The 14,419-nt window shown below is 67.8% G+C and carries 14 protein-coding genes; 9 read left to right on the top strand and 5 right to left on the bottom strand.

Going from position 1 to position 14,419, the window contains the following annotated elements; genetic code table 11:
- Positions 1-170: 170 nt before the first annotated feature.
- Both FHR96_RS13835 and FHR96_RS13830 read right to left on the bottom strand, forming a co-directional pair.
- Positions 171-497 (bottom strand): YnfA family protein, encoded by a 327-nt coding sequence (locus FHR96_RS13835; RefSeq protein ID WP_183388276.1) that lies wholly within the window; start codon positions 495-497, stop codon positions 171-173.
- A gap of 11 nt (positions 498-508) precedes the next feature.
- Positions 509-1,426 carry a LysR family transcriptional regulator gene (locus FHR96_RS13830; RefSeq protein WP_221195830.1) on the bottom strand — a complete coding sequence of 306 codons (918 nt, stop codon included), beginning with the start codon at positions 1,424-1,426 and terminating at the stop codon, positions 509-511.
- A 167-nt stretch (positions 1,427-1,593) separates the two neighbouring features.
- Here FHR96_RS13830 and FHR96_RS13825 point away from each other — a divergent pair, with 167 nt between their 5' ends.
- Together FHR96_RS13825 and FHR96_RS13820 are read left to right on the top strand one after the other, a co-directional pair.
- Positions 1,594-2,931: a nucleobase:cation symporter-2 family protein gene (locus tag FHR96_RS13825; RefSeq protein ID WP_183388275.1), complete on the top strand. Its 1,338-nt coding sequence runs from the start codon at positions 1,594-1,596 to the stop codon at positions 2,929-2,931.
- Positions 2,932-2,972: 41 nt separating this feature from the next.
- On the top strand, positions 2,973-3,482 hold the full coding sequence (locus tag FHR96_RS13820; RefSeq protein WP_183388274.1) for a nucleoside deaminase: 510 nt from the start codon (positions 2,973-2,975) through the stop codon (positions 3,480-3,482).
- Positions 3,483-3,601: 119 nt separating this feature from the next.
- Here FHR96_RS13820 and FHR96_RS13815 read toward each other — a convergent pair whose 3' ends face one another.
- Positions 3,602-5,341 carry an isocitrate/isopropylmalate family dehydrogenase gene (locus FHR96_RS13815; RefSeq protein ID WP_183388273.1) on the bottom strand — a complete coding sequence of 580 codons (1,740 nt, stop codon included), beginning with the start codon at positions 5,339-5,341 and terminating at the stop codon, positions 3,602-3,604.
- Between the two features lie 147 nt (positions 5,342-5,488).
- On the bottom strand, positions 5,489-6,079 hold the full coding sequence (locus FHR96_RS13810; protein WP_183388272.1) for a gamma-glutamylcyclotransferase: 591 nt from the start codon (positions 6,077-6,079) through the stop codon (positions 5,489-5,491).
- Positions 6,080-6,265: 186 nt separating this feature from the next.
- Between FHR96_RS13810 and FHR96_RS13805 the strand changes: the two genes are divergently transcribed.
- The 5 genes from FHR96_RS13805 (at position 6,266) to FHR96_RS13785 (ending at position 9,790) form a co-directional block, all read left to right on the top strand.
- Complete coding sequence (locus tag FHR96_RS13805; RefSeq protein ID WP_183388271.1) at positions 6,266-6,706, top strand: YtoQ family protein; 441 nt, start codon at positions 6,266-6,268, stop codon at positions 6,704-6,706.
- An 85-nt stretch (positions 6,707-6,791) separates the two neighbouring features.
- Positions 6,792-7,358 (top strand): NnrU family protein, encoded by a 567-nt coding sequence (locus FHR96_RS13800; RefSeq protein ID WP_183388270.1) that lies wholly within the window; start codon positions 6,792-6,794, stop codon positions 7,356-7,358.
- A gap of 12 nt (positions 7,359-7,370) precedes the next feature.
- Entirely contained in the window at positions 7,371-7,850 is a 480-nt protein-coding gene (locus FHR96_RS13795; RefSeq protein WP_183388269.1) for a phosphatidylglycerophosphatase A family protein, read from the top strand.
- 109 nt (positions 7,851-7,959) lie between these two features.
- A complete protein-coding gene (locus FHR96_RS13790) occupies positions 7,960-8,361 on the top strand; it encodes a DUF2946 domain-containing protein (RefSeq protein WP_183388268.1) in 402 nt (133 codons plus the stop codon).
- A 94-nt stretch (positions 8,362-8,455) separates the two neighbouring features.
- The gene (locus FHR96_RS13785; RefSeq protein WP_183388267.1) at positions 8,456-9,790 is read left to right on the top strand and encodes a PepSY-associated TM helix domain-containing protein; all 1,335 of its coding nucleotides are present in this window, start codon (positions 8,456-8,458) and stop codon (positions 9,788-9,790) included.
- A gap of 31 nt (positions 9,791-9,821) precedes the next feature.
- Here the strand turns inward: FHR96_RS13785 and FHR96_RS13780 are convergent, their stop codons facing one another.
- Positions 9,822-11,780 carry an alkaline phosphatase D family protein gene (locus FHR96_RS13780; protein WP_183388266.1) on the bottom strand — a complete coding sequence of 653 codons (1,959 nt, stop codon included), beginning with the start codon at positions 11,778-11,780 and terminating at the stop codon, positions 9,822-9,824.
- Positions 11,781-12,015: 235 nt separating this feature from the next.
- Between FHR96_RS13780 and FHR96_RS13775 the strand changes: the two genes are divergently transcribed.
- Both FHR96_RS13775 and FHR96_RS13770 read left to right on the top strand, forming a co-directional pair.
- Positions 12,016-12,747 (top strand): phosphatase PAP2 family protein, encoded by a 732-nt coding sequence (locus FHR96_RS13775; protein WP_183388265.1) that lies wholly within the window; start codon positions 12,016-12,018, stop codon positions 12,745-12,747.
- Positions 12,744-14,396 carry a phosphoethanolamine transferase gene (locus tag FHR96_RS13770; protein WP_246392954.1) on the top strand — a complete coding sequence of 551 codons (1,653 nt, stop codon included), beginning with the start codon at positions 12,744-12,746 and terminating at the stop codon, positions 14,394-14,396. The genes FHR96_RS13775 and FHR96_RS13770 overlap by 4 nt, the downstream gene beginning before the upstream one ends.
- Positions 14,397-14,419 lie beyond the last annotated feature (23 nt).

Genomic DNA, 14,419 nt, shown 5'->3' with positions numbered 1-14,419 from the left:
AAACATACGCCAGGGCGCCTCTGGCGGAGTGCCTGATGCCTTGGGGCGGGTTGGCATGGCTTGGTTCAGGGGTCAGTGCGCCGGAAGATTCTATGTCACTTTCATGTCGGCGTCGTGGGGCAGACTTGGAAGATTCGGCCAAAGTGACGCCGGCAGTGAGACAGCGGTCGTCAGCTGGCCCGCGGCGCAAGCAGGATGATCCCGGCGCCGGCCAGGCACAGGGCAGCGCCGAGCAGATCCCAGCGGTCGGGTAGGCGATGTTCCACCGCCCATAGCCACGAGAGCGAGGCGACGATATAGACGCCGCCGTAGGCGGCATAGGCGCGCCCGGCGTAGTCGGCCGAGGAGAGACTGAGCAGCCAGGCGAACAGTGCCAGGCTGGCCAGCCCCGGCAGCAGCCACAGCGCCGTGGCGCCGAGCCGCCACCAGGCCCAGACGCTGAAGCAGCCGGCGATCTCGGCAAGGGCGGCGGCGACGTAGATCAGCAGGGTGGTCACGAGCGGGCCTCCTAGAAGGTGGTCTTGTTGCCGCGACTGTCGTACTCGAATATCGCATTTTCTGTGAGCCGCCGCCGCAGCCAGGCCTCCACCTCGCCGCTCGGCTTCTGCTTGTTCCATAGCAGGTCGACCCCGACCAGCCAGTCGGTATGGGGGTAGGCCGCCAGCGGCAGTTCCACCAGGATGCCCTCCTCGAGCTCTCGCCTCACCAGTTGGCGCGGTAGCGTCGCCCAACCCAGGCCGTGCTTTGCCATCTCGATCAGCGCGAAGTAGCTTTCCGCCTTCCAGGTCTTGGTCGCCTTGAGGTATTCCGAGCTTGGCAGGGTGTTGTCGTGGGAGGAGAACACCAGGTGGCGATGGCTGCGCAGCGCCGTGAAGCCGACCGGGTCGAGGTGCGCCAAGGGATGATCTCGGTGACAGACGTGGGCCATCACCAGCTTGCCGAGCTGGGTGAAGGCCACCGTCTCGGGATAGCTGGGCTGCGAGAACGCGATACCGAAGTCAATGTCACCGCTGGCCATCTGCTCGGAGACGTCGCCGTGGATGGGGTTGCGGATCTCCAGGTCGACGTGGGGATAGGCGGCCTCGAAGGCCTCGAGGGCCCGGATGATGCTGGCGTAGGGAATCTCTACCGCCAGGGTGAGCCTAGGCGGATGACGGTCGCCGAGGCTGTTGGCGTGGGCCTCCAGGTCCTGGCATCGGGCCAGAATCAGCTCGGCGTCGAGCAGCAGCGATTCGCCCTCGGGAGTCAGCCGCGGGGCGCGGCTCGTCCTGTCGAACAGCGTCACGGCCAGGTCGACCTCCAGATTGGCGATGGCCATGCTCACCGCGGACTGGGTCTTGCCCAGACGACGGGCGGCGGCGGAGAAGGAGCCGTGCCGGGCGACTTCGCCGAACGTCCGTAGCTGCTCCAGGGAGAAGGGCATCATCGAGTCTCGCGTGGTTTTTATAGCATCAATAAATTTGATGGTATCTAACTTTTTTCATAAGTAGAACGGCGAGATTATTGCGTTGACCCCGAGCGTCGGCCCCGGGCGTCGAGTGTCCCGGCCGGGATCCTTCAGCAACGACAAGTACAACAACGAGGGGAAGACATATGCGCGACTCCCATGCCGTCCACCCGGTGGACGAGATATTACCCGTCAGAGAACTTGCGTCCTTCGGCCTGCAGCACGTACTGGTGATGTACGCTGGCGCCGTGGCGGTGCCCTTGATCCTCGGCAATGCCCTGGGGCTGTCGTCCGCCCAGGTCGTGTTGCTGATCAATGCCAATCTGTTGACTTCGGGAGCGGCCACCCTGGTGCAGACCCTGGGGTTCTGGAAGTTCGGCGCTCGGCTGCCGTTCATCCAGGGCTGTTCGTTCATCGCCTTGGCCCCCATGGTGATGATCGGTCAGCAATATGGCATCACTCATGTGTTCGGCGCGGTCATCGCCTCGGGATTCTGCGTGATGCTGCTGGCGCCGCTTTGTAGCCGTTTGCTGCGCTTCTTCCCGCCGGTGGTGATCGGCTCACTGATTACCATCATCGGCGTCTCGTTGATGCCGGCGGCCGCCATCTGGCTCGGCGGTGGAAATCCCGATGCCGAAGGCTTCGGCGCCCCGGCCAACCTGCTGCTGGGATTGGTCACCGTGGTGATCACCGTGGGCATCTACGCCCGCTTCAAGGGGCTGCTGGGCAACATGAGCGTGCTGCTGGGCCTGATCGTCGGCACCCTGATCGCCATGGCGATGGGTCTCACCGACTTCACTGCCGTGGCCGAGGCCGGCTGGTTCGATATCAGCGCGCCCTTCGCCTTCGGCCTGCCGTCCTTCGCCCCGATGCCGATCCTGATCATGATGCTGGCGATGATCGTGATCATGGCCGAGACCACCGGCAATTGCTTGGCGATCGGCAAGCTGGTCGGTCGGGAGACCACTCAGCAGACATTGGGTAATACCTTCCGTGCCGATGGACTGACGACCTTGATGGGCGGCGTCTTCAATAGCTTCCCCTATAACGCCTTCACCCAGAACACGGGCCTGATCGCGCTCACCCGGGTCAAGAGCCGTTACGTGGTGGCCGTTGCCGGCGTGATCATGATTCTGATGGGACTGTTCCCCAAGTTCGGCGCCCTGATCGCCTGCGTGCCAGCCCCGGTTCTCGGTGGCACCGCCATCGTGATGTTCGGCATGACCACCATGGCGGGCATCCAGGAGCTGGCCCGGGTACGTTTCGAGGGCACCAACAACGCTATCCTGGTGGCCGTGTCGATCAGTGTCGGCGTGCTGCCGATGTCCTTCCCGGCGCTCTTCGCCCAGTTGGACGGCCCACTGCGCCTGGTACTCGACAGCGGCATCTTCCTCGGCGCCATCACCGCGGTGGTGCTCAACCTGATCCTCAATCCCCGGCAGGCCGAGCCCGAAGCGGCAGAACGGCCCGCTGAATCGTCCTGAAGCGTCGTCAAGACATCCATGGTCAACCAAGGAGATTTCCCATGACCACCGCGATCAAAGCCCCACAGCAAGGCGTCAGCCAGACCGACCTTGAGCTGCTGCGCGAGACCATCCGCCTCTCCGAGATTTCCAAGCAATCCGGTCGGCATCCCTTCGCCGCATTGGTGGCGGACCGGGACGGCAATATCATCGCCACGGCAGGCAACAACTCCATGCCTCCCGAAGGGGATCCGACTCAGCATGCCGAGCTGGTCGCCGCCGCCGAGGCCGCCAAGTTGTTGCCCCCGGAGGCGCTGGCCGAGTGCACCCTCTATTCCAGTGCCGAGCCCTGCTGCATGTGTGCCGGGGCCATCTACTGGTGCAACATCGGTCGGGTGGTCTATGCCCTGGCGGAGCATAGCCTGCTCGGCCTGACCGGTGACCATGAGGAGAACCCGACCTTCTCGCTGCCCTGTCGCGAAGTGTTCGTGCGTGGCCAGCGTGGTGTCGAGGTCCTCGGGCCGATGCTGGAGGCTGAAGCGGCTGTGCCCCATCGGGGCTTCTGGCGCTGAGCCGATTCGCCATCGTCACGCGGCGCGATGACGCGGTCACGACGGCGTGGGCATGGCCCGCGCCGTCGTCGTGTTGAGGGCACGGGCTCCGCGTCAGAGCGCTAGAGAAGGGCGTCGACTCACGCCGTCAGGCGCGCTTTCACGGCGTCCAGGAAACCGTGCATGTCGACCACGGTCTCGGCGGCCGGGTCGGTGGTCTTGCCCTTGAGGTCGCCGGTGACGATGCCGTCGCCGATGGTGTCGATCAGTGCCGCCTTGAGGCGAACCGCGTAGTCGCCCAGCGCGGCGTTGCCTTCGCGGTCGGCCAGCGTTTCCAGGGCGTTGCCCACGGCGTAGATCAGCGCGGAGGAGTTGAAGTGCGCTTCCTTGCCGTCGCTCTCCAGATACTTGAGGTAGAGGTCATGGGCGGTGCCGTGGGGCGCCTCGAACAGCATGGTGCCGTTCTTGCTCTCGATGATCGAGCTGGCGGTGGCCAGGCTGCCGCCGAGCGCCGCGGAGATGTCGGAGAAGATGTCGCCGTCGAGGTTCTGGGCCGGATAGAGGGCGTTGCGGGGCGGGTCGGTGATCATCTTGATCAGCTGGCTGGAGGGTCGCATGATCATGAACGACGGCGGCGGGGTGTCGGCCTTGGCCAGCTCGCGGCGCGCCTCGGTGATGACGTCGCTGAACACCTCGTCGTAGTCCATGTACTCGCGCTTGAGGCCGAAGTAGACCTCCTTGCCCTTGTGCGACGCATCGCGGAATACCTGCAGCACCCAGTCCTTGATCGCCGCACGATCGTTGGACATCAGCAGGATGGGGTCGCCCTGCTTGACGTGACGGGCGTGCTTCTCCTCGCCGTCGACCACCACCTTGAGGATGCCGTCCTCGGCGGCGGGGGCATTGAAGCTGCCGTACTGGTCGCCGCCGCCGGCGCTCATCCGCGAGATCGACACCTGGGCCTTGCGCTCGGGAATGCCGTAGCGCTTGAGCTGTTCCACCAGCTTGTAGAGCTTGCGCCCGGTGTTGTTGTCCGGCACGCCCCACAGCGCCCGCTCGGGCGGGTTGGCGACCAGGCGTGCGGCCTGGGCGTCGATCAGCTCGTAGTGGTAGGCGAGCCCCAGGGCCTCGGCCTTGGCCTGGTAGTCGGTCCGGTAGATGTCCTCGATGGCGGCACGCATCACCCCGTCGTAGCCAGCGATGACGGTGTCCTTGAGGCCCAGATAGATGTCGCGCTTCTCGTCGAGGGCGCGCTGGAAGAAGCGGTGGGCCCAGGCCTTGACGTCTTCCAGGTCGTTGGTGGCCAGCAGCCAGGGGTCGCCCTTGTTGACTTCGCGGCGATGCAGCTCGACCGGGTCGCCGCTTTTGCCCACGAACAGCAGCTTGACGATGCCGGTGGCCGAGGACAGCGCGTTGTAGCTGTCCTTGGTGCCGCCGTGCTCCATGGTCTCGACCTCGATGTCGCGGCCGATCCAGGCCGGCCGGTCGACCTTGAGGTTGCGGAATTCGATGTCCTCGCGGGTGATGTTGCCGCCGATGCCCTTGCGGATCGCGCCGTTGGGCGACTTGGTGGCCAGCGGGTTGAGGGTGCCGGCGTCGAGCTCGGGATGCTTGGCCAGCAGGGCGTCGCGCTGCTCGCGGTTGACCGTCATGCCGGCGTTCTTGATGCCGACCCCGTGGCGATTGAGCGCGTCGATGGCGTCCGTCACGGCCTGGCCGTTGGTGACCAGCCGGTTCTCGGCGGTCAGGTCGATCTCGACCAGGTCGATTGCCAGCGGCCGGGTCACGAAGGTGTCAATGATCTTCTCGAAGGCCACCTGTGCCATCTCGTCGCCGTGCAGGATGACCAGTGGGGACGCCACCTGAATCTTGTCGCTCATCACTCTTCCCATGTTCGTGCTGGTGGAATGGCCTCGCGCGCCGGACGCGGTCAGGGTCGACATCGGGGCGTCGCCGGCTGCCGTGAGATCAGGGCCTTATTGTACATGCTAAGGCGCCTTTTCGTCGGCTTTGGAGGGGGCAGGCACTCAGACCGGCTGGCGATCGGGCGGCGAGGGCAACACGTGCCGCACGCGTCGGGCGAGGTCACTGACGTGGGGCTCCACCACGCCGAGCTCGGCCAGCGCCGTCTCGAGGTTCAGCAGGTAGTCGGTATTGGGGCCGCTCGGGCCGTGGGCCGCGGCGATCTGGCGGGCCATGGCATCGACGTCGGCCTCGCCGAGAAAGGCGGCGTTGTCAGAGGTGGCAATGTAGGTCAGGCCCTTCGCGGTGGTGCCGTCGTCGAACTGCAGCGGGGTGATCTCGCGCAGGTAGCCGTTCTTCTCGCGCACGTCGAGCGGCGCCAGGGTCGCCGGGGTGATGCGATAGGCCATGCCCGCGCAAACGGCACCCGGCTCGGCCACCAGGGTAGCGACCCGGCCCGGGGCTTCGGGGGTGCCGCGGTGGTCGTGGGAGCCCTGCCAGAAGCGGCGTACCCAGCCGTGGATGCGCGCGGGTCGGCGTTCCAGGTAGGGAAAGTCGGCCTTCCAGATCAGTGAGCCGTAGCCGAACAGCCACAGATCGTCGTGGTCGTCGAAGTGGGTCATGCGGCGATTGAGATCGGTGGTGTCGAGGGCCATGGGGAGTGCCGTTGTCGTGGATCGGTAACCGTATCTGGACCATGATGCGGTGCGGAACCGGGCCTTGTCGAAGCGTCGTGCGGATGGGTACATGAGACGGTTTGTTTTGTGTACAAAAATCGATGACGTAAGATAGGGCTTTCGATCGACAAGACCGGCCGCGAGCCGGCCCCCTGAGGAGGAATCATGAGCTTCACCGTCTATCTGTCCGGCGAGATCCATACCGACTGGCGCGAGGAGATCCAGCGCGGCGCCCGGGATGCCGGCCTCGACATCGCCTTCACCGCGCCGGTCACCGACCATGACGCCAGCGATGCCGCCGGCGACCATCTCGGTCCGCAGAGCGAGGGCTACTGGCGCGATCACAAGTCGTCCAAGGTCAATGCCATCCGCACCAAGACCTTGATCGAGCAGAGCGACCTGGTGGTGGTGCGCTTCGGCGACAAGTACAAGCAGTGGAACGCGGCCTTCGATGCCGGCTACTGCGCGGCCCTGGGCAAGCCCTACGTGACCCTGCACAGCGAGGAGATCGTGCATCCGCTCAAGGAAGTGGACGCCGCCGCCATGGCCTGGGCGACCAGCCCGGCCCAGGTGGTGGAGATCCTTCGCTACGTGCTACGCGCCTGACGTCTGGTCGGGGCTGGTGTCTGCCGGCCCCTGCGGCTACCCTTCGCCGGGTCGACAACTCGCTGATTCGAGGAGCCCTTCCGCCATGACCGTGATGATGCTCGGCCTCGTGCTCTTTCTCGGTGTGCACTCCGTGCGCATCGTCGCCGACGACTGGCGCCGCGAGCGCATCGCCCGGTGGGGAGAGAATCGCTGGAAAGCCCTCTATAGCCTGGTGTCGCTGTTGGGGCTGGCGCTGGCGATCTGGGGCTTCGGCCAGATGCGACTCGATTCGCCCACGCTGTGGACGCCGCCGCTGGCCCTGCGGCACCTGGTCATGCTGCTGATGATCCCGGCCTTCGTGCTGGCGGCGGCGGCCTACGTGCCGCGAAACCATCTCAAGGCTCGGCTGCGTCATCCGATGATCCTCGGCGTCAAGCTGTGGGCGTTTTCTCACCTGCTGGTCAACGGCCGGCTCGGCGATATCGTCTTCTTCGGCGCCTTCCTGGCGTGGGCGATCCTCGACTTCCGTGCCGCCCGCCGGCGACCCGCTCCGGCGCCGGTGGCCCCGACCGGCGGGGGCACCCTTGCCACTCTGGTGATCGGCGTGGCTGCCTATGCACTATTCGCTTTCTGGCTGCACGGTCCGCTGATCGGCGTGCCGGTCATGTAGGGACCCATGACGATGGACACCTTGGTGATATGGCTGGCCACCGGCTTCGGCCTGGGGCTCTCTCCCTGGGCCTCGGGCACCGTGGGCTCGCTGCTGGCGCTGCCGCTGGCCTGGTGGCTGCTCGGGCGCTCGCGCCGCTGGCAGCTCGGCGTGGCAGCGATACTGCTGGTGGTGGCGATGCCGCTCTGCCAGGTGGCCTCGGATACCCTGGGCGGCAAGGACGACGGCCGCATCGTGCTCGACGAGATCGTCGCCTTCCCGGTGGCGGTGCTGGGGCAGGCGGCGGCCCGCCAGCCGCTGGTCATGGCGGGGGCCTTCGCCGCCTACCGCCTGCTGGATGCCACCAAGCCGCCGCCGGTCACCCAGGCCGAGGGCATCGTCGGCGGTGTAGGCATCGTGCTCGATGACAGCGTGGCGGCACTTTATGCCTGGGCGCTGCTGGCCGGCGGCGTGGCGCTGTGGCGGCGTCGCCGCACCGATGGATGCCGGTGATGGAGCCCAGGGCCATCTGCTGCGACAAGGCGCCGCGCGCTCGCCTGCCGAGTGCGCGGCGCGACTGCGTTATCCTGTGGCCTTCCTCCATCGCCACCGACGCCGCCCCATGACCCCCTTCCACGTCCTGCACCGTCATCGCCGTCCGGCCGCGCGCCTCGCGCTGCTGGCGATGCTGCTGCTGGTGCTGGGGCCGCTGATCGGGCAACTGAGCGCCGCCGAGCGGCACCATCACGCCGGACACGCCATGGACATGGCGAAGCCGGGCGTGATGGCAATGGCGGTCGAGGCGGACGCTACCGCCTCATCGTCGACGCACCACTGGCACCCGGCCTGCGGCTACTGCACGCTGTTCCAGCAGATGCCGGTGCTGTCGGCGATGCTGCCGAGCGTGCCGCCCCTGGCCGCCCAGGCCATTACCGCCCCGGTGGTGGCGACCCGCGCCGCCCACGGCGGCCCCGCGGTCTTTCCCCAGGCGCCGACGCGTGCCCCACCCCTGCGTCGCTCGTGACCCCCTGATGTAACGCGCAACGCCACCGATCGCCGCCGTCCCCGAGACGAGTGGCGAGGGCGTGCGTGCCCTGATTCCTTCGAGCGAGTCTCATATGAGCAACAAAGCGCAGGACCTCTATCGCGCCGTCTGGCGCTGGCATTTCTATGCCGGGCTGATCGTCATCCCGTTTCTGATCTCCCTGGCGGTCACCGGTGCCCTCTACCTCTTCCACGATTCCATCGACCGCTGGTGGCACGCCGACCTGATGACGGTCGAGGCGCGTGAGGTCGCCACGGTGGAGGCGAGCGCCCAGCGCGATGCGGCGCTGGCCGCGGTCGACGGCGAGGCGTTCCGCTACGTGCCGCCGGCCTCCGCGACGCAGGCCGCCGAGGTCGACGTCACGCGCCCGGACGGCAGCCGGGTGGCGGTGTTCGTCGACCCCTATGACGGCGAGGTGACCGGACAGATGCCCTATCGCGGCACCGTGATGTGGCTGGTGCGCTCCCTGCACAGCCTCTCCTACTTCGGCACCACCGCCAGCATGGTCATCGAGATCGTCGGCGGCTGGGCGATCCTGCTGGTGCTGACCGGCCTTTACCTTTGGTGGCCGCGGGGCCGGCGCGGCGGCGTGGTGACGGTGCGCGGCCGGCCGGGCAAGCGAGTGTTCTGGCGTGACCTGCACGCGGTGACCGGTCTCTTCGTCGGCGGGATCATTCTGTTCCTGGCGGTCACCGGCATGCCCTGGTCGACGGTGTGGGGCAGCAAGGTCAACGAACTGGCCAACGGCCATAACTTCGGCTATCCGGACGGGGTGCGCGTCAACGTGCCAATGTCCGAGGCGCGCCTGGCCGAGCGCGAGGCCACCAGCTGGTCGCTGGAGCAGGCGCAGCTGCCGATCTCGGACGTCGAGGGCGCGGGTGCGGCGGCGATCGGCCTCGACCGTGCGGTGGCGACCTTCGACGGCCTGGGTCTGGCGCCGGGCTATGCAGTGAGCCTGCCGGGCGGGCCCGAGGGCGTCTACACCGGCTCGGTCTATCCGGACGACCTGAGCCGTCAGCGTGTGGTGCATCTCGACCAGTACAGCGGCGAGGCGCTGCTCGACATGAATTACGCCGACTATGGCCCGCTGGGGCGTGGCCTGGAGTGGGGCATCAACGTCCACCTGGGGCAGCAGTACGGCCTGGCCAACCAGCTGATCCTGGCGCTGGCCTGCGCCGGTATCGTGCTGCTGTGCGTATCCTCGGCGGTGATGTGGTGGAAGCGCCGCCCGACCGGGCGGCTGGGCGTGCCGCCGGCACCCGCCGATACCCGTCCGCTGCGTGGCGTGCTGGCGCTGCTGGCCATCGGCGGGGTGCTGTTCCCGCTGGTCGGCGCCTCGCTGATCGTGATGGCGACGGTGGACGCCCTGGTGCGGCGTCGCGCGGCCGGCCGCAGCGCCGTGGCCTGATCCGTTCGGAATCCGGCCGTACCGTCCCCGCTCAGTCCTTGTCCGGCGGGGGCGGGAAGGTCACGTCGAAGCCTCGGGCGTCGAGCTGGCGGATCTCGCTGGGGCACCCCTGGTCGTCGAGCTCCACCAGGCCGATGCCGGCGCCGTTCCACAGCCGTTCCCCGGCCCGGGCACGGTCCGGGTCGCGGGGCTTGATGCGCATCGGCCGGCGCTGGGTGAACCAGTTGAGCGGCGAGCGCGGCGCGTAGAGCCAGCGGTTGGCGCGGTCGAAGGCATCCAGCAGGGTGTCGGGGAAGGCGTTCTTGAGCCCGCTGGAGGTGATCTGCCAGATGCGTGGGCCGGAGCGGCGATGGCGGATGCGGATGTCGTAGGCGAAGGAGTAGTGCACGTCGCCGGACAGCACGACGTAGTGCCCCGGGGTGCGCGAGTGGCGGAAGATGTTGAGCATCACGCTGGCCGCGCCGCGGTGTGCCATCCAGTTCTCTGCGTCCACCAGCAGTGGTTTGCCGATCAGGGTGAACAGCTTCTGGATGCTCTCGATCAGCTTGACGCCGAACATCGGCGCCGGCGAGACGATGATCACCGAGGGGGCGTCGAGCAGCTGCTGCTGGAAGTCCGAGAGTGCCTCCCAGTCCATCAGCCCCGACGGCCTGCGCGGGCTGCGTTCGCTGCGCCAGCGGCGGGTGCGGGTGTCCAGCACCACCAGCTTGGGCGTGCCCGGCACCTGGAATTCCCAGCCCTCGAAGCGCTGCAGGTGACGGATACAGGTGTCATGCGCCTCGGCGGGCAGCCAGCCGTCGGCCGCCTCGGCGGCGTCGAGCAGGGCCGCGGCCTCGTCCATCGGCACCGCCAGGCGGTCCGGATCGTTGCCCCAGCCCTGGCACAGCAGATAGGCCAGCAGGGCGTTGCCGAGGATGCGCCTCGAGAAGGGGTGGCCGTAGGCGCAGGCCTCCCAGTCGGCGGTGAGGTTCCAGTCGTCGGTGACGTCGTGGTCGTCGAAGATCATCAGCGACGGCACATGGGCGAGCAGTCGGGCGGTCGCCGGTAGTCCCTCCACGAAGCGTTCCATGATCGCCGTCTCGTTGGCGAAGGCCTCGGCGTTCGCCTCGTCCAGCGCCGGCGGTGCCATCGTCACCAGTCGCCAGGGCACGGGCGACCACACCAGCAGGTACATGGCGATGACCTCGGCGAAGGTCATCAGGTGATTGTGCGCGTGGGCCGAGGTGAACACCGGCTTGCGGGCGCCGGCAAAGAAGCGTTCGCGCAGATCGGCGCTGCTGGCCACGTCGGGCAGCAGCGCCTCGCGACGGTAGTAGGTCGACTCGGCGGCGTAGAGGCCCTGGCTGTCGGCGACGGTGGCGCCTTCCAGCGACTCGTCGAACAGGCCCAGGCGATGGATCAGGGCGTGGATCGCCACCAGGGTGGGGCCGGCCACGTCGTCGGCGTAGACCTGGTCGCCGGTCATCAGCAGCCAGGCCGGCCAGGCCTCGGCGTCGTCGCGGCGCTCGGCGAGCCAGGCGTCGGCACGCACCAGGGCGTCCGGGCCGTCATGGTGGGGCCGGCGACAGGAGCCGTGCAGCAGGCGACGATGGCTCTCGGCCAGCACGAAGCAGGGGCGGTGCGCGCCCTCGTGCAGCAGGTGCGGCGCCCAGTCGGCGATGCCGGTCTCGCCGCCCCCGGCGGTGGCCAGCCGCAGGTCGTAGTCAATCACCACGCCTGTGGGCAGCGGCGTCTCCAGCGCCACATCGATCAGGTGCAGCACCGCATGGCGGCCCAGCGGCAGGCGCCGGACACGGTGCCCGTTCAGGCTCAGCCGTCGCGGGCCGTGACCCGCGGGATGCAGCAGCAGCTTACCTTCCAGGTGGCGCGAGCCCACCAGCCAGATCCGCAGGCGATTCGGGTCGACGCGGCGCAGGATAGGGCCGGCGAGCACGTCCGGAAGGGCGGGGGACGCGGCGGGGTCGGAGCGGGGGATGTCGGCGGACGTCATTGTCGAGGCGCTTCCTGAATGTGCAGAACAGTCGTGCAGATGAGAGGCGGGCGGCCTGGCAGAGCGGCGTGCCCCGTCTGGCGCCATGGTAGCCGACAATCGCGGCTTGGCGGGAGTCGTTGCCCGGCGACGCCGCAACATGGCCACGTTAAGGCCTGGTTAAGTTTGGATTAAGTCCCGGGTAAGCCTGGAGGCGCAGGATACGTGGCGTTTTCCTCCTCGCCTCGGGGCTACCATGCCGACTTCCCTGCCACCGTCTCGCTTGTCTGTCTTCTGGCCTCGCCTGCTGCTGGCCTGGGCGGGCTTTGCCGCGCTGATGCTGGCATTCGCGCGGCTGGGGCTCGACTTCCGCCTCGCCGATTTCTTCTACCGGCTCGAAGGCGGCGAGTGGTCGCTCCGCCATGGTGCGCTCACCGAGGCCCTGTTGCATGAGGGCGGGCGCGATCTCAGCCAGGCCATGGGCGGCGCGGTGATCCTGGCGCTGGCGCTGAGCCACGGGCTGGCGCCGCTGCGCCCCTGGCGGCGCCCGCTGTGGTTCCTGTTCCTGGCGGTGGCCGGGTCGACGCTGGCGGTATCGACCCTCAAGCAGCTGGTCAGCATGGAGTGCCCCTGGGACCTGACGCGCTACGGTGGCTGGGCGCCGTTCATCGGCCTGTTCGAGGCGCGCCCGGCGGGTTTTCCCGACACCGCCTGTTTTCCCGCCGGGCATGCCAGCGCTGGCTATGCCTGGGTCGCGCTGTTTCCCTTCCTCACGGCCGTTCAGCCGCGCTGGCGCTGGTGGGGGCTGGCCGTCGGCCTGGGGTTGGGGCTCGTCTTCGGCGTCGCCCAGCAGCTGCGCGGCGCTCACTTTCTCTCCCATGACCTCTGGACGCTGATGCTGTGCACCACGATCAGCGCCGTGGCGGCCCATTGGCTGCTGTCGGGTCGACCCGTTACCTCCCTTACGCTCGCAGAGACCCCCGCATGATGTCACTCCCCGATGCCCCGGGCTTTCGTCGCACCCGGCGTTGGCTGCCGTCTCCTCGGTTGTCCCCCGAAGCGCTGACCCTGCTGGTCTGCGTGGTCTTCACGCTGCTCTACAACGGGCCTTTCTGGCACGGCATGCTGGCGGACGCGCCGCTCGTTTCGGTGGCCGCCTGGGAAAGCCTGTCGGTGGAGGCCCTGGTGTTGACCGTTCTGCAGTTCGTGGTGTTCGTGCCGTTCATGACACGCCACACGGTGCGGCCGCTGCTGAGCCTGCTGGTGATCCTCGCCGCGGTGGTGAACTACTTCACTACTCGCTATGGCACGCACTTCGATACCACCATGATCGACAACGTGCTGCAGACCGACACCCGCGAGGCCGGCGAGCTGCTGACTCCGTCATTTGCCCTGTACCTGCTGCTGTATGCCGGCCTGCCGGTACTGCTGCTGTGGCGCGTGCGATTGACGGCGAGCCGCTGGCCAAGGGCGCTGCTGCGTCGCTCGGGCTATCTGGTCGGCGCCGTGGCGGTGCTGGCGGCGTCGCTGATGATCGGCTATCAGGGGCTGTCCTCGGAGATGCGCAATCGGCCAGCGCTGCGCTACCTGGTCACGCCGGGCAACGCGCTGGTGTCTACCGGGCAGGTGATGGCGGCCAGCGATCCGCTGCCTGCCGAGCGTTTGCCGCTCGGCGAGGATGCGGTGAAGGGCGTGGAGGGCGACAAGCCGCGCCTGCTGGTGCTGGTGGTCGGCGAGACGATGCGCGCCGCCGATTGGGGGCTGGACGGCTATGAACGCCAGACCACGCCGCGGTTGGCCGAGCGTGACCTGGTCAATTTCACCGACGTCAGCAGCTGCGGCACCAGCACCGCGGTGTCGGTGCCCTGCATGTTCGCGCCGGGCGGCCGCGGCGAACAGAGCGAGCGCGAGATCAAGAGCCACGAATCGCTGCTGGACGTGCTGTCCCATGCCGGTTTTCGGGTGCTGTGGCTGGACAACCAGTCCGGCTGCAAGGGCGTCTGCCAGGGCGTGGAAACGCGCCAGATCGCCGCGCAGGATCATCCCGCCCAGTGCCCGGACGGCGAATGCCTGGACGGTGCCCTGTTCGAGGAGGCGGCCCGGGTGGCCAAAGGCGTCGACCGGGATACGGTGCTGGTGCTGCATCAGCTCGGTAACCACGGCCCCAGCTACTATGCCCGCTATCCCGATGATTACCGCGTCTATACTCCGACCTGCGACAGCGCCGAGCTGAGCCAGTGCGATCGCCAGGCGGTGGTGAACAGCTACGACAACGCCGTGCGCTACACCGATGCGCTGCTCGACGGCTTGATCGGGGATCTCGCATCCCTGCCGGGGGTGGACACGGCGATGCTCTATGTCGCCGATCACGGCGAGTCGCTGGGCGAGCACGGGCTGTATCTCCACGGCCTGCCCTATGCCATCGCGCCCGACGAGCAGACCCATGTGCCGATGGTGTGGTGGTCGTCAGCCGGGTTCGACGCCACGGCAGGGCTGGACGACAGTTGCCTGGCCGAACGGGCCAAGCGGCCAGCGAGCCACGCCAACCTGTTCCATACCGTGCTGGGCGTGCTGGGCGTGGAGACGCGGGTGCTGCAGCCCGAGCGTGACCTGACGCGCGACTGCCGGGGCGGCTGAGAGCGCCGCGACGCTACCCTGGG

Origin of the sequence: Halomonas organivorans, from assembly GCF_014192055.1 — a bacterium.
In the GTDB taxonomy this organism is placed as follows: Bacteria; Pseudomonadota; Gammaproteobacteria; order Pseudomonadales; family Halomonadaceae; genus Halomonas; species Halomonas organivorans.
This window is presented reverse-complemented; position numbering and strand designations above follow the sequence as displayed.